The organism is Xenorhabdus mauleonii, from assembly GCF_900113945.1.
In the GTDB taxonomy this organism is placed as follows: domain Bacteria; phylum Pseudomonadota; class Gammaproteobacteria; order Enterobacterales; family Enterobacteriaceae; genus Xenorhabdus; species Xenorhabdus mauleonii.
The window spans coordinates 109,133-130,289 of sequence record NZ_FORG01000010.1 but is presented as its reverse complement, the minus strand read 5'-3'; the positions used below and the strand labels follow the sequence as shown (position 1 = coordinate 130,289).

17 protein-coding genes are annotated in these 21,157 nt (G+C 43.3%); 5 read left to right on the top strand and 12 right to left on the bottom strand.

The window, feature by feature from the left end; translation table 11 throughout:
* The first annotated feature begins 108 nt into the window (after positions 1-108).
* The gene (ygfZ, locus tag BM100_RS11595) at positions 109-1,110 is read left to right on the top strand and encodes a tRNA-modifying protein YgfZ (RefSeq protein ID WP_092511088.1); all 1,002 of its coding nucleotides are present in this window, start codon (positions 109-111) and stop codon (positions 1,108-1,110) included.
* Between the two features lie 15 nt (positions 1,111-1,125).
* Positions 1,126-1,731, top strand: coding sequence for an HD domain-containing protein (locus BM100_RS11590; RefSeq protein ID WP_092511086.1), 606 nt, complete (start codon positions 1,126-1,128; stop codon positions 1,729-1,731).
* Between the two features lie 128 nt (positions 1,732-1,859).
* On the opposite strand, the gene BM100_RS11585 is transcribed toward BM100_RS11590, so the two are convergent.
* From BM100_RS11585 to BM100_RS11560, 6 genes are all read right to left on the bottom strand, one after another.
* Positions 1,860-3,377 carry an MFS transporter gene (locus BM100_RS11585; RefSeq protein ID WP_092511084.1) on the bottom strand — a complete coding sequence of 506 codons (1,518 nt, stop codon included), beginning with the start codon at positions 3,375-3,377 and terminating at the stop codon, positions 1,860-1,862.
* Positions 3,378-3,927: 550 nt separating this feature from the next.
* Positions 3,928-5,478, bottom strand: coding sequence for an acetolactate synthase large subunit (locus tag BM100_RS11580; RefSeq protein WP_092511082.1), 1,551 nt, complete (start codon positions 5,476-5,478; stop codon positions 3,928-3,930).
* A gap of 564 nt (positions 5,479-6,042) precedes the next feature.
* On the bottom strand, positions 6,043-7,170 hold the full coding sequence (locus BM100_RS11575; protein ID WP_244590556.1) for an HlyD family secretion protein: 1,128 nt from the start codon (positions 7,168-7,170) through the stop codon (positions 6,043-6,045).
* A 154-nt stretch (positions 7,171-7,324) separates the two neighbouring features.
* The gene (locus tag BM100_RS11570) at positions 7,325-8,788 is read right to left on the bottom strand and encodes a TolC family protein (RefSeq protein ID WP_092511078.1); all 1,464 of its coding nucleotides are present in this window, start codon (positions 8,786-8,788) and stop codon (positions 7,325-7,327) included.
* Positions 8,781-10,001 (bottom strand): ABC transporter permease, encoded by a 1,221-nt coding sequence (locus BM100_RS11565; protein ID WP_244590557.1) that lies wholly within the window; start codon positions 9,999-10,001, stop codon positions 8,781-8,783. Before BM100_RS11565 ends, BM100_RS11570 begins: the two co-directional genes overlap by 8 nt.
* On the bottom strand, positions 9,979-10,719 hold the full coding sequence (locus BM100_RS11560) for an ABC transporter ATP-binding protein (RefSeq protein WP_092511161.1): 741 nt from the start codon (positions 10,717-10,719) through the stop codon (positions 9,979-9,981). The genes BM100_RS11565 and BM100_RS11560 overlap by 23 nt, the downstream gene beginning before the upstream one ends.
* Positions 10,720-11,269: 550 nt before the next feature.
* Between BM100_RS11560 and BM100_RS11555 the strand changes: the two genes are divergently transcribed.
* From BM100_RS11555 to BM100_RS11545, 3 genes are all read left to right on the top strand, one after another.
* Positions 11,270-11,530: an LCI fold-containing protein gene (locus BM100_RS11555; protein ID WP_092511074.1), complete on the top strand. Its 261-nt coding sequence runs from the start codon at positions 11,270-11,272 to the stop codon at positions 11,528-11,530.
* Between the two features lie 296 nt (positions 11,531-11,826).
* The gene (locus BM100_RS11550; protein ID WP_092511072.1) at positions 11,827-12,111 is read left to right on the top strand and encodes a hypothetical protein; all 285 of its coding nucleotides are present in this window, start codon (positions 11,827-11,829) and stop codon (positions 12,109-12,111) included.
* Positions 12,112-12,354: 243 nt separating this feature from the next.
* Complete coding sequence (locus BM100_RS11545; protein ID WP_092511070.1) at positions 12,355-12,648, top strand: hypothetical protein; 294 nt, start codon at positions 12,355-12,357, stop codon at positions 12,646-12,648.
* Positions 12,649-12,735: 87 nt separating this feature from the next.
* Here BM100_RS11545 and BM100_RS11540 read toward each other — a convergent pair whose 3' ends face one another.
* From BM100_RS11540 to ubiI, 6 genes are all read right to left on the bottom strand, one after another.
* Complete coding sequence (locus BM100_RS11540) at positions 12,736-13,539, bottom strand: formyltransferase family protein (RefSeq protein WP_092511068.1); 804 nt, start codon at positions 13,537-13,539, stop codon at positions 12,736-12,738.
* Positions 13,540-14,055: 516 nt separating this feature from the next.
* The gene (locus BM100_RS11535; RefSeq protein ID WP_092511066.1) at positions 14,056-14,685 is read right to left on the bottom strand and encodes a LysE family translocator; all 630 of its coding nucleotides are present in this window, start codon (positions 14,683-14,685) and stop codon (positions 14,056-14,058) included.
* Between the two features lie 117 nt (positions 14,686-14,802).
* Positions 14,803-17,679: an aminomethyl-transferring glycine dehydrogenase gene (gene gcvP, locus BM100_RS11530; RefSeq protein WP_092511064.1), complete on the bottom strand. Its 2,877-nt coding sequence runs from the start codon at positions 17,677-17,679 to the stop codon at positions 14,803-14,805.
* Positions 17,680-17,986: 307 nt separating this feature from the next.
* Positions 17,987-18,376 (bottom strand): glycine cleavage system protein GcvH, encoded by a 390-nt coding sequence (gene gcvH, locus BM100_RS11525; RefSeq protein ID WP_092511062.1) that lies wholly within the window; start codon positions 18,374-18,376, stop codon positions 17,987-17,989.
* A gap of 72 nt (positions 18,377-18,448) precedes the next feature.
* On the bottom strand, positions 18,449-19,546 hold the full coding sequence (gene gcvT, locus BM100_RS11520; RefSeq protein ID WP_092511060.1) for a glycine cleavage system aminomethyltransferase GcvT: 1,098 nt from the start codon (positions 19,544-19,546) through the stop codon (positions 18,449-18,451).
* A 372-nt stretch (positions 19,547-19,918) separates the two neighbouring features.
* Positions 19,919-21,151: an FAD-dependent 2-octaprenylphenol hydroxylase gene (ubiI, locus tag BM100_RS11515; RefSeq protein WP_092511058.1), complete on the bottom strand. Its 1,233-nt coding sequence runs from the start codon at positions 21,149-21,151 to the stop codon at positions 19,919-19,921.
* Positions 21,152-21,157 lie beyond the last annotated feature (6 nt).

The following is a 21,157-nucleotide window of genomic DNA, read 5'->3' as shown; positions in this document are numbered from 1 at the left end:
ATAATAAATTCGTTATTCGGAGATAATGAGAATAACCCCTTTGCATTAACCCACTTCTCTTTTACCATTAGCGTTATTTCTCAGACAGTTTGACTAGCAGGAGCTGCTATGGCTTATCAAATTCCTTTTTCTGCACAATCACCATCTTCTTCTGCAACGCTTCCACTGACTTTAATCTCCCTTGATGATTGGGGGCTTGTGACAGCCACTGGCGCTGATGCCCAGAAGTATCTGCAAGGGCAAATCACAGCAGATCTTGATTCCCTCAATGAAAACCAACATGTGTTAACCGCGCATTGTGATGCCAAGGGGAAAATGTGGAGCAACCTGCGGCTGTTTCGTCGTGGTGAAGGTTTTGCTTACATTGAGCGTCGCTCGTTATTGGATACGCAACTGACAGAATTGAAAAAATATGCTGTGTTTTCCAAGGTGACTTTTGCCAAGGATGAAGAAAATACCCTGCTTGGTGTAGCCGGAGCAGGTAGCCGGGAAGCGCTGGCAACCTGTTTCCCGACGCTGCCCGATGCTGAATCTCCGGTTATTCAGCATCAAAACACGACACTTCTCCACTTTTCACTGCCGGCAGAACGTTTTTTGTTAGTAACTGATAATGCAACTGCAAGCCAATTGGCCACAACACTGGTCGAAAAATCCCAATCGCAATTGAATGATAGCCAACAATGGCTGGCACTGGAGATTGAAGCCGGTTTCCCTGTGATTGACAGCGCGACCAGCGCCCAATTGATCCCGCAAGCAACAAACCTCCAAGCGATCGAGCACAGCATCAGCTTTAAAAAAGGCTGCTATACCGGTCAGGAAATGGTCGCTCGGGCTAAATATCGCGGTGCCAATAAACGGGCGATGTATTGGTTGGCCGGCAGCGCTTCTTCGCTGCCAAGTGCAGGCGATGACTTAGAGTGGAAATTGGGTGATAAGTGGCGCCGGACGGGATCGGTGTTGGCCGCTGCCAAGCTGGCTGATAATTCAGTCTGGGTGCAAGTTGTCATGAATAATGATATGGAAGCAGACAGTGTGTTCCGTATCCGTGAAGACCAAGATAATGCCCTAACCATTCAGGCATTGCCTTATTCGTTGGATGAAGAAAAATAATTATTGAGGTTTTGTATGTCGCTAGCTGTACCTACCGCTGACTTCGGCCCTTTTACTGACGTTATTGCGTTTATTATGGAGCTGGATAAATTAAAGTATGTCCATCGCAAAACGAAATTATTGAACAACACACGCCATGAAAACTCAGCTGAACATAGCTGGCATTTTGCTCTTGCGGTTATCAGCTTTGCACCTTATGCAGGGGATATCGACATTAGCCGCGTCATTCAGATGGCGTTGATCCATGACATCGTTGAAATTGATGCCGGAGATGTTATCGCGTTCGATCTGGCTGCCCGCAAAGCTATTGAAGCGGAAGAGGTTAAAGCGGCCAACCGTATCTTTGGCATGCTGCCGGAAACACAAAGAGATTATTTTCTGACGCTCTGGCACGAATATGAAGATGCCATCACACCAGAAGCGCGTTTTGCCAAAACTCTCGACAGAGTGATGCCGGTATTCATGAATCTGCATAATGAAGGACAGAGCTGGGTTGAAAATAATATTCGCTTTGAACAAGTCCAGAAGCTGCTCAACTTTGTTCCTGAAAGTTATCCTGAACTGTGGAAATACCTGTTGCCACAATTAGAAGCTGCGAAAGAAAAAGGCTGGTTGAAGTAATGGCTGCGGCTCTTAATCGATAAATAAAATCGATAGATAAATTAAGCTGTCAGATTTGTTAGACATCATATCTGACAGCTTCAACGTGGCATGTTACTGATTAAAAAATAAAATGCTCATTGGACAATTCAGCGGCTTTCACGTTTTTTCAATAAATACCATACAATTAAGACAATGATTCCCGTTAACCCTGTTATTGACCAACCAGTAATATGAATGGAATTAGTGAAAGAATAGGCTGCTGCATTCATCAATTGGTGACCTCCTGCATTTGTTAAGGAGCCTGCAACTTCATAAGCCCCTGCAAGTGTTTCCAATGCCAATCTGCCTTGTTCCTGAGGAATATCATCCGGTAATTTCAAATGGAGACGATAAAAAACCGTCACCAATCCTCCTATAATCGTTGTGCCTAGAACAACACCAATTTCATAGGCGGTTTCGCTGATAGCTGAAGCAGCACCAGCCTTAGATGGCGGAACGGCGGACAATATCAAATCACTCGAAACAGAAGCAATGGCTCCCACACCTATGCTCAATATAATAAAAGCGAAAATGATTGAATTCAGATCACTGCCTGTATAGGCGATGAGGAAAAACGCTCCCCCTGCAAAAACGAGTAAGATGGGAATAAGCCAGTGTGATGATACTCTTTGAGCCACAGGTACGATTGCCATGCCGACAATAACTGCCATAATTTGGCCAGGTATCAAGGCAAAGCTCGCCAAGAGCGGCTCCATATTTAATACAATCTGTAAAAATTGAGTAGCAAAAAAAACAAATCCAATCAATAGCGCCAAACTTAATAAGTTCGCAATAATCGAGCCTGTAAATACACCACTGCGGAACAAAGAGAGATCCATCAGTGGAACAGGTAATTTTTGCTGCCGCCGAATAAATCCTCTTCCGATAAATAAGCTAATAATGAATGTGGTAATGACAGTAAGATCAACCCCATCACTGGCTATATGCTTAATCGCATACACAATACCAATCATCGAGATTATCGATAATACAACGCTATAGGTATCGATAAATCCAGTCTGTTTTTTATCTGATTCAGGCAATAAAACAGGGCCGAAAATTAATAAAGGCACCAATATAGGTACTGCTAATAAAAAAATAGAATTCCAGTCGAAATACTGCAACAAAATCCCCCCAATAACAGGCCCCAAAGCCGAGCCGATCGTCAATGTTGTCGCCCAAATAGCAACAGCAATACGACGCTGTTCTCGCGCTTCAAAAAGACAACTGATCAGAGCCAGCGTTGATGGCATCAGCATCGCACCAAAAAAACCAAGCGCAGCGCGACCAAAAATCAATTGCTCCGCAGAGGTTGAAAATGCAGTTAAAACCGAAACAACAGTAAATCCAGATGATCCCAATAACAGTAACAATCGGTGTCCCACGCGATCGCCAATACTGCCCATCGAAATCAACAAACTAGCCAACACCAAAGAATAAGCATCTATTATCCATAGTTGCTGATTGGCGCTGGGTTCCAAAGCACTCGCTATTTTCGGCAGGGCAAATCCTAAAACAGTATTATCAACAGTGACTAATATAACAGGTAACATTAATACTATTAGCCCAAACCAATTACCCAGCCCAGCTTGTTTATTTAAACTGTCAGTTCTATTCAATGACATTACCTGAATTCCTATTTTCATTATTAAAATACGGCGATATTTCTTAATAAATCAGCCGCATACAAAAATAATTTTTGCTTTTAAATGCTATGACGTTATTGAAGGAATAACTGAAGTTTTTAGAACGCAAAAAATAATCGCGTGTTATTAGCGAATAACACTGACCAATTACGTTTACGCTTCGAGAAGGGAGCTAACTATAGAAGTAATAAAATTTCATCCAGACAGGTATGCTGGTGGAAGTGTTTTTAGAAAGAAATATATGTGAAATCTGAAGTATCATCATAATAAACAAGTCCAAGATAGTTATTATTCTAAACTGGTTTTTAGTAAACCTTTCTTACGAGTCAATCACAGCTTCAGCTTTAATCATATTGGAATATCAAAAATAATCAATTAAATATCAAGATAAAAACCTCACGGGAAAACGTCCCCTTGATTCGAGACTATAAATTAAATTGTGTATTTCCCCACATTTATCTTTTGCATCAAGCTGCCAGAACCTGACTCTATGATTTCTGGCAGCTTAACGTTTACATTTTGAATGCATTCAGCTAATTACCGCCTCAATCAATCGAGGGCCTGGATGCCGCATGGCAGATAAAAAGGCATCTTCAAAACCGGCATGCAGTTCTACTCGAACGGCTTCAACGCCCATTCCATGAGCCAGAGAAACCCAATCAATGTTCGGGTTAGTTAATTCAATCATTGAATGAGCCTTTATTCCTTCCTGAGCCGCTCCCACACGTATTAATTCATTATGGAGGACTTTGTATCCCCGGTTTGCCAGTATGACAGTGGTTACATCCAGTTTCTCCCGTGCCTGTGTCCAAAGGGACTGAAGTGTATACATGGCACTGCCGTCGCCCACTAATGTGATAATTTTACGATCCGGGCAAACCACCGCAGCCCCGATCGATACAGCCATCATGCTGCCGATGGCTCCTCCTGTCAGATTTAGGTAATCATGCGGCACCGCTGTGGCTGTAATGCCATAATGAGGAAATCCAGAGCTGACAGATTCGTCCACCAGAATTGCATTTTCTGGCATATGCCGTGCTACAGCCTGTATCACTGAGCAGGCATCCAATGCCCCCGCCCGGGAAAACGCAGAGACATTCAATTTAGTGACTGTCGGTGAATCTTTGGCGGCTCCCAACGCCTCGACTAATGAAGACAATGCACTCCGGCCATTTTCATGGGGATGAGACAATACAGAAAGCGTACAGCCTTTCGGCGTCAGCCAGCCCGGTTTATCAGGATAAGCAAAGAAACTGACTGGTGGCTTAGCGCCGACCAACACAAGTAGATCAACGCCCTGTAAACTCTCCAATACCTGTTCGGCAAAATAGGGCAATCTTTCTACCACAACCCGCCCCGCCCCACGCTGCAAACGGGGCGCAAAAGTATCACACAGCAGTCTGGCTCCTGTGTGTTTCGCGATTTGGCCCGCGTGAATCAAACCTTCATCTCTAAGAACATCCCCCCGCAATAAAATGGCGGGGGACAACGCGTGACGCAACTGAACTGCTACACGTTCGATCGTGCATTGTGCTACATCGACAGGTGAAGCAAATGGAAGTGGATTTGCAACGTCATCAGCATCACTCCATGCTGTATCTGCCGGCAATATCAACGTCGCGATATTGCCGGGGGCAGCATTGGCAGCCTGTACCGCTCTGGCTGCGTCAGCCCCTACATTTCTTGCGCTGGTGGAGGTATAAACCCAATTTGATACCGGGCGTGCGATACTGACAATATCGGATGCCAAAGGCGCATCAATGCCTGTATGGGATAAAGCGTGATCACCAACAATATTAACGATTGGGCTGGATGCCCGACGGGCATTGTGAAGATTGGCGAGTCCGTTCGACAGACCCGGACCAAGATGGAGCAAAGTGCAGGCAGGTTTTCCCGACATTCTGGCATAGCCATCAGCCGCACCTGTAATGACATTTTCGTGAAGGCCAAGTATACATCGCATTTCGCTGACGCTATCAAGTGCTGAGACAAAATGCATTTCCGAAGTGCCAGGATTTCCGAAACAGACCGTTACTCCACTGGCGGTTAACGATCTCAATAGACTTTCCGCGCCATTCATAAACGTCTCCTTCTATTATTTTTGTACCAACCAATATTTTTGTACCAACCGAACTATCACTTGGAAAGCCGGTTTAAGGATGGTTCCTGTTTCGTTCTATAAGGCGGTTTTCTCCTGATTTAATGGAATGTATGAATTGTAAAAAATGCTGATCGGCGTTTATTAGGTAAGCGGTAAAATGATGTTGGGATAGCTGAAGCGCTGGATTTATGTTCCTGCAAAACAAAATACAGGGAACATGTTACTGTGACAGTGTATTTTCAGATGGAAGTATCGGCAACTACAACAACCTAGATTTACAGAAATATTTTATTTTGAAAAATATTAAATTATTGATAGTAAATTTCTCTTATGCTTTTTAAATACAAAGCAAAATGCAAAGCAATAAAAAGACGGATTGAATAAAATAATGACTGCCTTTTCCCGGATTGATTCAAAAACAGCCTACTTATTGGACAGTTTGCTGGCTTTCACGTTTCTTCAGTAATACCACACGATAAAGACCCCCTTATTCTGGCGATGCTTTTTTCTGATCGATTCGATTGTATTTTTTGAGCAATGCTATCATTGAGGCAAGGCAATAAATCCCGTTTCCAACCCGTGGATCTCAATACCTTCAGGTATTGCCTCACCCACAGTGATCCGCCGGGACACCGGCTGGCTTTTTAAATCGGGTCGCCAATTCACTGATAATTGTCCGTCGTTATCCCGCATTAATGTTTTTTCCGGCACCACAACGCCTTTCTCATTGCGATAAACAATAATATTCACTTTGGCACTCATGCCGGGCCTGATGGAATAATTCCGGTTTATGGGGGAAGTTACTTTCATCACAACATCATAATAAATCGCCGATCCGGGGTTATCGTTATTGGTACTTTGCATTGCAATGGCTTCAATTTCGCCATCCAGATAATTCTCAGAAAACCCTTCCCCGCTGATTTTTACTGCCTGCCCTTCTTTGAGTTTGGCAAGATCAGCTTCTTCTACCTGTGCCAACACCTGATATTGTGTGGTATCCATCATTTCCAGCAAAGGTGCTCCCTCAGTCACCCGAATACCGGCCTGAATTGTCACGAATTTCCCTTTCTCTCCTTGGGTTGCCCTCAATACGACACCTGAAAACGGGGCCTTGATTGCTTTGTTAGCCTGTTGATCCTGCAATGCCTGATAACGGCTTGTTGCATTCTGAAGCTCCATTTCTGCAACCTGTACGTTACTTGCATCCCCTTTTTGGCGGGTAGAGGTAAGATCACCCTGTGCTGAAGCGAGATCGGTCAGTTGCCGGCGAAGTTGCTGCTCAAGTGTTTCCACTTCCATTCGAGGAACAATGCCCCGTGAAAAAAGTGCCTGCGTTTTTGCGAGGTTATTTTTTATTTCCATCACCATATGGTTGGCATTTTCAACGTTCCTTCTGGCTCGAATAACGTCCTGACTGTTTTCCCAGTCGTGTAATTGGTCAACTACGGATGAGGCTTTAATCATCTCAACCTGCGCCTGTCGAAGTTCGATATCAATTTTTCGGGTATCGAGCGTAATTAATGTCTGATCCTGACTCACCCGCTGCCCTTCTTTCACCAGAACCTGCTTGATAATGCCCTCAAATGGCGCCGGGATAGTTTCAAGGCGTCTGGATTGCAGTTTGCCGACCAATCCCAGTTTTTTTTCTATCAAAACGGGCGTTATTTCCATCCACTGTACCGATTGTTGATCCGATGAATGTTCTGAAAACAAGTAACGGAAAGAAAAAAGAAAACAGAGCGCCACAATAAATAGGCCCGCAATAATCCACCGATATCGTTTAACCATTAAATATGAACGTACTGAGTTTAAAAATATCGAGCATTTATTCATTAATCGTTATCTCCCAACTTTCCAGCGTCGTTCCCAGAGTTTGATCCAACTCCGCCTGTGCATTGAGATACTGGATAAGTGTATTCAGGCGCGCATTTTCGGCATTTCTGAGATCAGTTTCGAAACTCAGAACCTGAAAGTTACTGGATCTCCCTGCCTGCAATTTTTCCTGTTCAATTTCGAGTTTCTGTTGCGAAAGCGAACTGGCTTTTATTGCCAATTGATATTCCTGCCAGCGGGATTCGGTATCACGGATGGCATTAATGACTTTCTGCTCCAGATTTATTTTGGCTTCTTCCAAATTTAATGCCTGCTTTTGCACATCCACTCGGGCCTGAACTTCCGCCTGTTTTTTTGTCAGATCACCGATTGGAATATCCAGTTGTATTCCGACATAATTTTCCCAATCGCGGGTATCAGAAGAAGATGAACGATACTGTGATGTTCCCCCAACCAAAGATAAATCCCAGAGCCGGTTATCCTTAGCTTGCAATAATTGAATATCTGCGGCTTTTGCAGAAAGTTGTTGGATAAGATAAGTCGGCTGCTGATCCTGCGCTTTTTTGATGGATTGCTCAACATTCAATCGGACATGCATGCCTTGCAATGTGTCGGTTGCATGGATAGGTGTTTTGAGACTCAGGGCAAGTAATTTAAGCAGAGCCAGTTTTGTAGTATGCACATGATTTTCAGCCTCTTTCGCTGAAAGTTCTTGCATCGCGAGATCCGCCTGAGTTTGTATGATATCGGTCTGTGCCATTCTGCCGGCATCAATCAACTCCTTATTCGTCTCCACTAATTTCTGCATGCGTTTAAGGGAAGCAACAGATAAAGCCTGCTGCTCCTGAGCACGAAGCAATGCATGGTAGGCCAGAATGATTTGTGTGATTGAATCGGAAACCGTGGATTTCAGGTTCAGCCGATGAGTTTGCTCCCGCAGTTTTGCCAGTAAAACCGGGGCATTATTGATATCGGTTCCTGCTCCCCGTAAAAGCGGCTGGATAAGCGTAATGCTTGCGCCATCGTTGTGAACATTGTTGCTGCCCGATTTATTGTTTTCCCGTGCCCATGAGAGCGTAAAGCGCGTTCCCAACGGAGTCAGCAATGTAGCTTCGGGTGAAAAGCTAGCTTTCCTGAAATTTGCATCCTGATTTTTACCGGCAGTGTAACGTCCTCTTAGCTGTAACTTGGGGGTAAATCTGTCTTCCGCCACCCGCAAGTCAAATTTCTGCGCAATGCGATCCAAATAAACACTGCGAATGGCATAGTTATTTCTTAACCCCAGCGATATCGCGTCACTCAATGACAGCCCTATCACTTCTTCTGCAATTTCCCGACGCTGGCCGTCATCAGCTTTTGATAAAGCCAATCGTTCCTGCTCAAGCGCAGAAACGTTTGTATGAGGAAAACAGAAAAACAGAGTCAGGGCACCATAAAGGAAATATTTTTTAATCATCACGTAATGCCTGTACAGGTTCCATTTGTGAGGCTTTATGTGCAGGATAAAAGCCAGAGATAAGCCCCGCCACAATCGAGCTTCCTATCCCCAAAGGAATGGATAAGGGAGCCAGAGAAAATGACCAGCCAGAATAGAAAACAAACAGGAAAGAAACGATGACACCGATCAGTGCGCCAAGCATGGCCCCCGCAAAAGTCAGCGCGGCGGTTTCATATAAAAACAGGCGTCGAATATCCTGAATTCTTGCCCCCAAAGCCATGCGCAAGCCGATCTCTTTTCGTCGGGCCGAGACGCTCATCAGCATCACATTAGAAATGGCAATCCCGCCAGTGAGCAATGAAATTCCCGCCAAGCCTATCAGCATAAAAGCAAAAGTTTTACTTTGCTCTGTCTGCCCTTGCAGTAATTGCTGGGCGATCCTCACTTCAGTTTCAACCGCGGGGAATTTACTCTTAAAGAATGCCGATAAATTTTTTGCATTCGTTTCTAGCGTGTCCGTTTTGCTTGTGCGGGAAATAATGCCATTCAGCTTAGTGCTGGATGATATTTTGCGCATCGCATCGATAGGAACAACAACGACCGAATCCAGCGAAAAAGGGAAGATCGGGTTTTGCCCCTTTATGTCGAAGACACCAATGACTGTGTATAAATAATTACCAATCTGAACCTGCTTGCCCAGTATCTTAGCGGCATCCCCTTCGCCAAGGGTCGCGGCGACTTCATTGCCAATAACCAGATAAGGTGCGCGCTGGTCGTAATCAGAAATAAACCGACCATGACGCATTTGTAATTGCATGACGTCTTCAAGTTCCGCAGAAGCACCGATCAGAATAAACGACTCTGTTTTCCCGTTATAACGCACAGGAGAAGAGTAATAGATCCACGGAGCCGCCGAAGACAAGCCGGGAACAGCCGTTTTCAGGTCGTCCATTTTAATGGATTTACTATCAACGCCGTGATAATAAGAATAAAAATTGGTTGTAATAACATTGATATCCAGCCCGCTGAACATCTTTAATGCCGCAAGCGTGGCGTTATGCCCGGTATTGACAAAGGCCACCACCGACGCGCAACCAATGGCAATACCCGATAATGCAAGCAGGGTACTTTTCCCTGTCACCATTAAATTACGCCATGCTTCCCGCCACATCATGAATACTGACATGCCATAACTGCCGAGCTGGCGCTTATCCTGCATGAATGGCTGCACCTCTGGTTTCCTGCAACTGGCCGTCAACCATGCACAGTTCACGCTGCATATGGTTAGCGACCATCACATCATGGGTAATGATGACCAGCGTCATCGCGTTTTCTGTGTGGAGAGAAGAAAGCAGCAGCAAAATTTCCTCTGCTGTTTGTTGATCCAGATTTCCGGTGGGTTCATCCGCCAACAGCAGTGAAGGCTCCCCGACCAAGGCTCTGGCGAGTGCTACCCGTTGCCGCTGACCGCCAGAAAGATCCGCCGGATAATGATCTGTACGATGTGAAAGCCCCACCAAATGTAATTTTTCTCTGGCAATTTTATGGGCTTGTGACGCTGAAATACCGCGGTAAAGCAATGGTAGTGCGACGTTTTCCGTTGCGGTCATTCCGGGCAGCAAATGAAAACTTTGAAAAACAAAACCAATTTCTTTATTGCGCATTCTGGCGCGAAGTTCATCATCTGCCGTTGAAGTATCAACGCCGCAAAGAAAATATTTCCCGGAGGTGGGTTTATCCAGCAAACCAAGAATATTCAATAAGGTACTTTTACCTGAACCTGATGCCCCCACAATAGCGCAACTCTGCCCGGCAAAAATTTGTGCAGTGATATTTTTCAGAACGGGTGTTTCACCTTCACTATTCTGTTGATAAACACGGGTTAGCTGTTGCAGGTTAATAACCGGTGATATCGATGATGTGGATTGAATAGGTTTTATAAACTCCATTGTTTTTCCAGCTTCCCCGCTTGAATATACCCCATTAACTCCAAGTTTCAGGAGGCAACGTATCATCATCCCGCGTCGCGGGTTGATGATACATGCACCTTGAAGTACGACGCGTATATCTATAGCCGCCTCTGTTTGAATTCCGGAAGTAAAAATTGGTTTTGATTATAATTTTATTGTTTTTTGTCTTTATTTACCCTTATAAAAAATAATACCATCATTATTAAAATAATATACGTGTAAATTAACGTGAAGATATTAATAAACAAATAACAATTAGCGTCATTTCAGAACTATTGTTTTAATATAATTCGTAGTAGTTATAAAAAATATATTTTCTTTGAAGAATTAATATCATCATCATTATTTGGCATAATTTATGACAACAGATATCAAGCTTATGATATTGGGTTTAGTATAAAAGTCATTCCAAAATTTAAAATTGAAGCCTCACTATCTGATGGATTATATTTTTCCTGCACTAGAAAAAACATGTTTATTAAAAATATATTTAAATTGAATTTAATAAATCTATAACAGGAGAATATTTATGTTTAAAAAACTATTAGTTGGTAGTGCATTGGCAACTGCATTAATTGCTGGGATTGGAACAGCGTCAGCAGCAGGAAGTTATTACCATTGTGAGGGGCGCATGGTTCATGACCATATTCCTTATGGAAATGTTATGTGGGTTGTTAATCCATATAAAAACTTTGCAAAAACATTTCAACAAAATGGGAAGAAGTGGCACTTTAAAGGAACAATCTTAAATTGCGGAAATGGTAAGTGGGCTGGTTACTACGAAAGTTAATAAAATTATAAAAAGCAATCGTCCATCAAAAAATTACTGCTTTTTATAAAAAATAAAGCCTCATTTGAAATAGCGAGGCTTTATTTAAAAACTGCCCCTAATTTAATTTCTTACTTGATTTTATTTCCCCTCATAATTTCAATTCATAATTCAATGTAAAAAACATACACCGGTTCCAAATTTTGGAATAGCAGAATTATTTTGTGATGACTTACATTTAGCGCACTTTATCAAAGATGATTTGATAATTTATGAAATCACATCAAAAGCTAATTAAATGTTAAAGGAATGTTTATATGTTGAAAAAACTATTCGTCGGTGGTGCATTGGCTGCGGCTCTCACATTAACTGGCGGTATTAGCACTGCATCAGCAAACACAGATATCCCTTGGAACAATTGTCATTCTTCCGCTGTTGAATATAACAATGGCGTCTATACTAAATATTTGGTTAAAGATGGTATTGTTTTTCTTGACGTACGTAAAGAAGACGGATTTGAATGGCATTTAAAAGGCTTTAAAAAACTATATAATTGCGGAATGAGTGTTTACGTTGGTAAATATGAAGCGGTAAAATCATAATAATAACGTACTGAACACGCTATTATTACACGAATTCCAAATATAATAGACCTCATTAAATTAATGAGGTCTATTGTTTTATAATACCAAACAGAAAAACAATATAAAAAACATATACAGCTCTAATTTTTGAAATAGTCAATACCTCCTACAATGATTAATATTCAACTCATCTTATCAAATATAATTTGATAATTGATAAATTTAAATAGAAAGTTAAATTAATGCTACCGAGAGGTTTTTATGTTGAAGAAATTATTCGTTGGTGGTGCGCTGGCTGCAGCTCTTATATTAACTGGCGGAATGGCAAACGCGTCAGTAAATAAAGATTTTAACTATAACGATTGTTATAGTTCCGGAAGAACCCATACTGGTCCAAATGGCACAGTATTTCAATTATATGAAGTTCGCTCTAATTATATTTTTGAAAGTGATTTCGTTGACGGCAATGTTCATTATTATTTGCAGGGTGTTAAGCCTGTAGCCGCCCATTGCGGTAAAGGCTATGTTGCTTACTATGAAGGCAAGAAAGTATAACATCTGATGAATAGCCTCTTTTCAGAGGCTTTTTTATTGAAATTTCTTTAATTCCACATCCTTTCTAATAAAGGATATGCGTATTGATTAATGTTGTTCTTTCATCTTTAAAAAAGAATTTTCCGCGTTACGCTTCACTTCATTGGTAAAGGTTTTACTGACAAATAAAGGGCTTTCAATATCTTGTTCAATCGATATGATATCAGTAAATTGGAATTTATTATCTCGCTCCAGATAGCTTTTCAACAACCCAAATGCCGTAAGCTGAGATTCACCTTTCACTGCCCATATACTGTCTAATGCCCAAGGTGAAGGGAGCCTCTTTTGTTCGATAATCGGGCCGGTATCTATTCCAGGGTCAATATAATGAATCGTTGCCCCGGCAGCACGTTCAACCGACTCTTTATTTCCAGCCGTTGCCAATTGTTCAATGGCGAACATCCCTCTGGCATACGGTAAAATGGCAGAATGCGCATTGACTATTTTTTTATCAAAGTGATCTATCCAAAATGGCGCCAAAATCACATTCAAAAAAATAAGCGTGCCTTCATTATTTTTACTGTATTCCGTACTCAAATAATCCTGATAAAAATCCTCCCCAAAGTTTCCTGTATCAACCATATTGGCAGTAGATAATGCATGAGTTGCAGGAACGCCATGAGTTTTTGCAAGGTATTTCTCTGCCTCATTAAGCCCTTTATAAGCTTCTTCTAATTTAATGAGATCATCATCCGTTATTTTGTCTTTTCTGGAAAGTTCATGATGGATATTATCTAATGTTAATTTATCTAATTTCCTGAAATTTCTGATAATCCAATTAAGCTGGAAGTCTTTCAATTTTTCATGGAGAAAACTGGTATGAAAAAATGCTTCGGTCATGACAGTAAACATTTTCAATCCTATTATTATAAAAGAGTATTATTTTTCTACGATGAGGGTTTATAATGCTTTCCCTCCTGATTAAAGCATAATTTCTTTTCATTAGGAAAGGTAAATTAGCTGCTAACTCTTTATGAATTTAGTATTTTTTATTATTTCTTATTTATTTTGTTTATCACCAAAATATATTATTGAAAAATAAAAAACATAATATCTTAAGAAAAAAAGCAATATCTATATTCAATGAATGTAAAGAAGCAGCCAAAGCCTGAAATGCAGCAATTTGGAAGATAACAGGTATATACGCGTCGTACTTCAAGGTGCATGTATTATCATCCCGCGTCGCGGGATGATAATACGTTGCTTCCTGAAACTTGGAGTTAATAGGGTATAAAACAACATGGGCAATAAACAAAGTTCAAATGAGAAACATCTGCCCCACAAAATCAGTATGGTGATACCCATTTGGGCCTTGATGTTGGCATCGTTAAGGTAACCCCTAGCCTGCACATAATAAAAATCTGTTCATTATTTATCGTTAATCATCATTTTGGTTGCCAATCCAAATAATACCGTCCCCATCAAATAACGTTGCACTTGTAACCAGACAGGACGGTTGGAAAGGTGTACCGCTATGGTACTGGCGCTAAGTACAATAATAGTATTGACAGCAACACTAATTATAATTTGTGTGAACCCAAGAAATAGGGATTGGGATAAAACAGAGCAATGACCGGGTGAAATAAATTGGGGTAATAAAGAAAGGTACATCACAGCAATCTTAGGATTAAGCAGATTTGTTATAAATCCCATTGTGAACAGTTTCTTATTACTATCAGGCTGCAATTCTTTGACTTCAAATGGTGATTTGCCTCTTGGCCTTACCGCTTGCCAGGCAAGATAAATTAAATAACACGCGCCTGCGATTCTTAATGTGTCATAAGCAAAAGGCACCATCATCAAAAAAGTGGTGATACCAAATGCTGCGCATAACATATAAAAAACAAAACCAACAGCCACCCCAATTAATGATACTAATCCGGCTATGCGACCCTGACAAATAGAACGAGAAATCAGGTAAATCATGTTAGGCCCTGGGGTCAAAACCATACCTAATGCGATAAAAGAAAAACCAACCACATTATGAATTTCTGGCATAGTCACCTCTAACAATATTCAGACGTTTAATATTTGCATTAAATGGCTTGTCAAAATGGTGCTAGCTATCCCCGTTCATTGAACGGGGATAAATGCTGATTAATGTTTAATGCGTCATTAACGATAATTTTCAATTGGTGCACAAGAGCAATGCAAATTGCGGTCGCCGTACACATCATCGAGGCGTTTAACGGTTGGCCAATATTTATTGGCTTTAGTTTCCTCCGTTGGGAAAACAGCAAGTTCACGGCTATATGCATGATTCCAATCAGAAACCAATTCAGCCTGAACATGCGGAGCATTAACCAGAGGGTTGTCTTCCAATGGCCATTCCCCGGTTGCCACTTTGCTGATTTCATCACGAATTGCCAGCATTGCGTCAATGAAACGATCGATCTCTACTTTGCTTTCTGATTCCGTTGGTTCCACCATCAGGGTACCAGCAACAGGGAATGACATGGTGGGTGCATGGAAACCATAATCAATCAAGCGCTTGGCGATATCCATTTCACTGATGCCGAACTCTTCTTTCAACGGGCGGATATCCAAAATACATTCGTGGGCAACATAGCCACCGCGCCCGGTATAAAGGATCTCATAAGCGCCTTTTAAGCGAGCCGCGATATAGTTTGCGTTCAAGATGGCAACTTGGCTGGCCTGTTTCAGACCTTTTGCTCCCATCATGCGAATATACATCCAGCTAATCGGCAGAATGGAAGCGCTGCCAAATGGTGCTGCGGATACGGCACCCAACGTGGTAACGCCATCCATCTCAACCACAGAATGACCCGGTACAAAAGGAGCCAGATGTTTCTTCACACCAATCGGCCCCATGCCTGGACCACCGCCGCCATGAGGAATACAGAAGGTTTTATGCAGGTTCAAGTGAGAAACGTCTGCACCGATAAAACCTGGTGTCGTGATACCCACTTGGGCATTCATGTTAGCGCCGTCAAGGTAAACCTGACCGCCGTTTTGGTGAATGATGTCGCAAACTTCACGGATGGTTTCTTCATACACACCATGAGTCGATGGGTAAGTCACCATGATACAGGCGAGATCATTACTGTGTTTTTCCGCTTTTTCGCGCAAGTCAGCCAGATCGATGTTACCACTGCTATCACAGCTCACGACAACAACCGTCATACCCGCCATATTTGCTGACGCCGGGTTTGTACCGTGCGCTGAGCTTGGGATCAGACAAACATGTCGGTGCTGCTCACCTCGGCTGGCGTAATAACGGCGGATCGCGAGCAAGCCCGCGTATTCACCTTGCGCACCGGAGTTCGGCTGCATGCAGAAAGCATCATATCCGGTTAGCAATACCAACCAATGGGAAAGTTGGCCGATCATTTGATGGTAACCTTGAGCTTGCTCTGGCGGGCAGAAAGGATGCATGTCGGTGAATTCAGGCCATGTAATCGGCGTGATTTCAGCGACGGCATTCAGTTTCATGGTACATGAGCCCAGTGGGATCATTGCCTGATTCAGAGCCAAATCTTTACGCTCCAGACTGTGCAAGTAACGCATCATGTCAGTTTCGCTGTGATAACGACGGAAGTTATCGTGTGCCAGAATTTCATCATGGCGCAGCATGGAAGCAGGTATGGATTGGCTTGCTACAGATAATTCATTGTCGAGAGTCTCGATATCCAGAGTGGCTTCGGAACCCGTCAGCACTCTGAATAATGTGACTAAATCATCGCGGCTGGTTTTTTCACTCAGAGAAACACTTACCGCACCCAGAATATCGGTACGCAGGTTAATTTGCGCTTTTTCCGCTCTTGCCAAAACCTGAGATTTATCTGCGACTTCAACAGTCAAGGTGTCAAACCATGTTTTATGGCGCAGTGACATACCTGCTTTTTGCAAACCGGCAGCCAGAATATCTGTCAGGCGATGGATGCGGTTTGCAATGCGTTTCAAACCTTTTTCACCGTGATAAACCGCGTACATACCCGCAATATTTGCCAGCAAGACCTGAGAGGTACAAATATTTGAGTTCGCTTTTTCACGGCGGATGTGCTGTTCACGGGTTTGCATCGCCATACGCAGTGCCCTGTTGCCCGCTGCATCGCGGGAAACACCGATGATACGTCCCGGCATTGAGCGTTTGAACTCATCGCGGCAGGCAAAGAAAGCAGCATGAGGGCCGCCGTATCCCATCGGAACACCAAAACGCTGTGCGGAACCAAATACGATGTCAGCTCCTTGTTTGCCCGGCGCGGTCAATATGACTAATGCCATGAAATCCGCAGCAACGCTGACAATGGCTTTACGCTCTTTCAATGCCGCAATAAGTGCACTGTAGTCATGAACTTCGCCTGTTGTGCCAACTTGTTGCAGCAAAACGCCAAAGATACCATCCAGTTCCAGTGATTTTTCTGCTTTATCAACGATGACTTCAAAACCAAATGTTTCTGCCCGAGTGCGTATAACATCCAATGTTTGTGGATGAATGTCATCTGCCACGAAGAAACGGTTGGCCCCTTTCAGTTTGCTGATTCTTTTTGCCATCGCCATGGCTTCTGCCGCTGCCGTTGCTTCATCCAATAAAGAGGCAGAAGCAAGATCCAAGCCGGTCAGGTCAATAGTCACTTGCTGGAAATTCAGCAGTGCTTCCAGTCGGCCTTGGGAAACTTCCGGCTGATAAGGGGTATATGCCGTATACCAACCCGGATTTTCCAATAAATTGCGTAGAATAACCGGCGGGAGTATGGATGGCGAATATCCCATGCCGATATATGTTTGATAGCGCTGATTTTGGCTCGCCATCGTTTTCAATTCAGCCAATGCCTGTTGTTCTGTCGCACTTTCACCAATTGCAGGTGGCTCTGATAAGGCGATATTGCGAGGAACGATTTTTTCTGTCAGCTCATCAAGGGAATCTGCTCCAACTATTGCCAGCATTTCTGTTTGCTGTTCAGCAGAAGAACCAATGTGGCGACGTATGAATTCACCTTGATTTTCAAGTTGGATTAGTGTCTGGGTCATTGATAATAGTTTCCTGAAACTCATACCCATCGTCTTTCAAGTTGCCGCGTTATTGGCTGCACTCGTTCCCCCCATTCACATAACTATTATGCTCTCAGGGATGAATAAGAAACTCCTGCCTTTTACCGGAGGACAGCCATAGGTTGGATAAATTCGTGCCTGACGAATTTGTCACTCCCTTGCTTGCCGCCTCAATACAATTCGAAATCCATAGCAACTCGAAATTCATGGGGTATAGGGTATAGATAAAAAATGGCTCATAAAGAAACGCCCCATTCACAGAGTGATATGGGGCGGTAAAAAATAATTATTCTTCTTCCAGAAGTGATTGATAGCCTTCAGCATCAAGCAGGTTAGCAAGCCCACTATCGTCAGTGGTTTTTATTCGGAACAGCCAACCTTCATTATAAGGCTCGCTGTTCACTAATTCGGGGGCTTCCTCTAATTCCGGGTTAATTGCGATAATTTCACCGCTCAATGGTGCATAAATATCAGAAGCCGCTTTAACGGATTCAACAACTGCACAATCATCGCCGCTGTTTACTTCTGTGCCGACATCCGGCAAATCAACAAACACCATATCACCCAATAATTGCTGGGCATGTTCGGTAATGCCAACTGTATATTCACCATTGCCTTCCGAACGAACCCATTCGTGTGATTCTGTATATTTCAATTCTGCCGGTACATGACTCATTGCTGCCATCTCCTTGTTTCTTAATGATTAATCAAAAAAAAATTACAACAATCAAAACATTTTATTCAAAAATCACTCTACGAGTGGTTTCCCCATTCGCACAAAGCCCGGTTTAACCACTTGCACGGGTATTTCACGGTTGCGGATCTGGACGACAGCCTGCTCACCAATTCCCTGAGGTACGCGCGCGAGAGCGATGCTGAACCCCAAAGTCGGAGAAAATGTTCCGCTGGTAATAATGCCGGTTTGCATTTCACCAGAATCAACACTAAAGCTGACAGTTAGCCCACCCCGTAATACCCCTTTTTCACGCATGACAAGTCCGACCAGCTGTTCAGTACCGACTTCACGCTGTCTTTCCAGTGCTTCTCGACCAATAAACTGACGATCTTCCGGTTTCCAGGCAATTGTCCAGCCCATGTTGGCTGCCAGAGGTGAAATGGTTTCATCCATTTCCTGACCATAAAGGTTCATGCCGGCTTCAAGGCGCAATGTGTCACGTGCACCCAATCCCGCAGGTTTTACACCTACAGATAATAATTGCTGCCAGAAATCGGCGGCCTGTTCTTTTGGTAAGGCGATTTCATAACCTGCTTCACCGGTATAACCGGTTGTCGCAATGAATAAATTCCCTGTCTGGATACCAAAAAAAGGCTTCATGCCGGCAATTGACTGCTTTTGTTCATCACTGAGCAATGCCTGCACTTTGCTTTGTGATTGAGGCCCTTGAACTGCGATTAATGCCAAATCATCACGTGCAGTAATCTCAACATCATATTTCTCTGCATGTTGCTGAATCCATGCTAAATCTTTCTCACGGGAGGCCGAGTTAACGACCATACGATAGAAATTGTCGGTAAAGAAATAGACGATAAGGTCATCAATAACGCCACCAGAGGCATTCAACATGCCGGTATAAAGCGCCTTGCCTGATTCAGTGAGTTTGGCAATGTCATTTGCCAGAAGGTAACGGAGAAAATCACGGCAACCTGTACCGTGCAAATCCACAATTGTCATGTGGGAAACGTCGAACATACCAGCATCGGTACGCACTGTGTGATGCTCGTCGATTTGTGATCCATAATGCAGAGGCATCATCCAGCCATGAAAATCCACCATGCGTGCTCCACATGCCAGATGCTGATCATATAGTGGGGTGTGTTTTGACATTCTTTCCCTCTTTCCATTCTTGACATGAAAACATTCGTGACCTGAAAAAACATACAGCGCATTAACCGGCAGATGTTGGATCATGAAGCAGAGAAGCGGTTAACCACGCAAACAATACCTTGGGATCAGAAGTTATCACTGAAAATAGAAATGAACCATAAAATAAATTAGCTGCACCAGAGTGTTCACCTAAAAAAACATTCACTATCATGCAGAATTTTTGTCTAATTTATTGTGCCATTGCACTCAAAATTGGCAATAAAAGGGAGAATACAGTCTAATTAAATTAGAAAATGACTAAAGTGTGAAATAAATCAACTGAACACACTTTAGTCTCACATGAAAAAAACTAATCCTAAATAATGCGTTGAATTAGATTTTTTCAACTGAAGAGGTTTGGTTAATCAGCCAATCAGGGAGATCATTTAGCCCCATTGCGTGGCGAAGCAATTGTGGTTTAACACCGGGCAAATGATCAGCCAGCGCCAATCCAATGTCCCGGAATAACTTCTTAGCGGGGTTATTGCCATCGAATAACTGACGGAATCCCTGCATTCCTGCCAACATTAATGCTGCGCTGTGTTTACGGCGACGTTCATAACGCCCCAGATAGAGATACTGGCCAATGTCTTTTCCTTGCTTATTCAGGCGGCTCAGTTCACCAATCAGCTCCGCCACATCCATGAATCCCAGATTGACGCCTTGGCCAGCCAAAGGATGGATAGTATGTGCCGCATCCCCCAAAAGAGCTAAGCGATGTGCGGCGAAATTACGGGCATATCGTCCCATTAGTGGGATGCTTTGCCTGTCACTGACCAGTTCACACTGACCAAGACACATATCAAAAGTCACGCCCAATTGCCGGTTAAACAACTCCGGCTCCATCACCTTGAGCCGTTGTGCCGACTCAGCTGGCAATGACCAGACAATGGAACATAAATGGGGATCGGACAATGGCAAGAAGGCCAGTATGCCGTCACCATGAAAAACCTGATGCGCAACACCCTGATGGGGTTCATCGGTACGAATGGTTGCCACCAAGGCGTGATGTTCATAATCCCAGAAAGTCAGTGGAATATCAGCATGTTGGCGCAACCAAGAATGGGCGCCATCTGCACCAACAACCAGTCGCGAAGTCAACATCCGGTTATCAGATAAGGTAATGAATGCTTCGTTTTCTCCCCAAGCAACATTTTGAAGGGAGGATGGGGCAAAAATAGTCACATCCGACAGGCTTTCTGCCCGTTGCCAAAGCGCCTGCCTGATAACCCGGTTTTCAATGATATGACCAAGGTGTGTCAGGCCATTTTCAGCCGCATTAAATTGAATACGGCCGAAACTGTCCTGATCCCAGACAGCCATTCCCTGATAAGGGCTTGCCCGCATTGCCAGAATATTCTGCCAGACACCAAGGTGGGTCAGTAACCGTTCACTGGCAGCATTGATGGCTGATACCCGCAGTGCATGTTCATCGCTGGCATCAAATGTCTCTGTCGGCGGATATTCTTCTACAATCGCGATGCGCAAACCGCTACCCTGCAAACCACAGGCCAGCGCAAGGCCAACCATACCGCCCCCTGCGATCACCACATCAAATGATTGCATTTTTTT

Coding starts and splice junctions, on each gene's coding strand:
- BM100_RS11580 (WP_092511082.1), bottom strand. CDS start 5,478: ATGAATGGCGCGGAAAGTCTATTGAGATCGTTAACCGCCAGTGGAGTA.
- gcvT (WP_092511060.1), bottom strand. CDS start 19,546: ATGTCAAAACACACCCCACTATATGATCAGCATCTGGCATGTGGAGCA.
- ubiI (WP_092511058.1), bottom strand. CDS start 21,151: ATGCAATCATTTGATGTGGTGATCGCAGGGGGCGGTATGGTTGGCCTT.
- BM100_RS11550 (WP_092511072.1), top strand. CDS start 11,827: ATGTTGAAAAAACTATTCGTCGGTGGTGCATTGGCTGCGGCTCTCACA.
- BM100_RS11555 (WP_092511074.1), top strand. CDS start 11,270: ATGTTTAAAAAACTATTAGTTGGTAGTGCATTGGCAACTGCATTAATT.
- BM100_RS11590 (WP_092511086.1), top strand. CDS start 1,126: ATGTCGCTAGCTGTACCTACCGCTGACTTCGGCCCTTTTACTGACGTT.
- gcvP (WP_092511064.1), bottom strand. CDS start 17,679: ATGACCCAGACACTAATCCAACTTGAAAATCAAGGTGAATTCATACGT.
- BM100_RS11585 (WP_092511084.1), bottom strand. CDS start 3,377: ATGTCATTGAATAGAACTGACAGTTTAAATAAACAAGCTGGGCTGGGT.
- BM100_RS11545 (WP_092511070.1), top strand. CDS start 12,355: ATGTTGAAGAAATTATTCGTTGGTGGTGCGCTGGCTGCAGCTCTTATA.
- BM100_RS11570 (WP_092511078.1), bottom strand. CDS start 8,788: ATGATTAAAAAATATTTCCTTTATGGTGCCCTGACTCTGTTTTTCTGT.
- gcvH (WP_092511062.1), bottom strand. CDS start 18,376: ATGAGTCATGTACCGGCAGAATTGAAATATACAGAATCACACGAATGG.
- BM100_RS11560 (WP_092511161.1), bottom strand. CDS start 10,719: ATGGAGTTTATAAAACCTATTCAATCCACATCATCGATATCACCGGTT.
- BM100_RS11535 (WP_092511066.1), bottom strand. CDS start 14,685: ATGCCAGAAATTCATAATGTGGTTGGTTTTTCTTTTATCGCATTAGGT.
- BM100_RS11540 (WP_092511068.1), bottom strand. CDS start 13,539: ATGTTTACTGTCATGACCGAAGCATTTTTTCATACCAGTTTTCTCCAT.
- BM100_RS11575 (WP_244590556.1), bottom strand. CDS start 7,170: ATGGAAATAACGCCCGTTTTGATAGAAAAAAAACTGGGATTGGTCGGC.
- ygfZ (WP_092511088.1), top strand. CDS start 109: ATGGCTTATCAAATTCCTTTTTCTGCACAATCACCATCTTCTTCTGCA.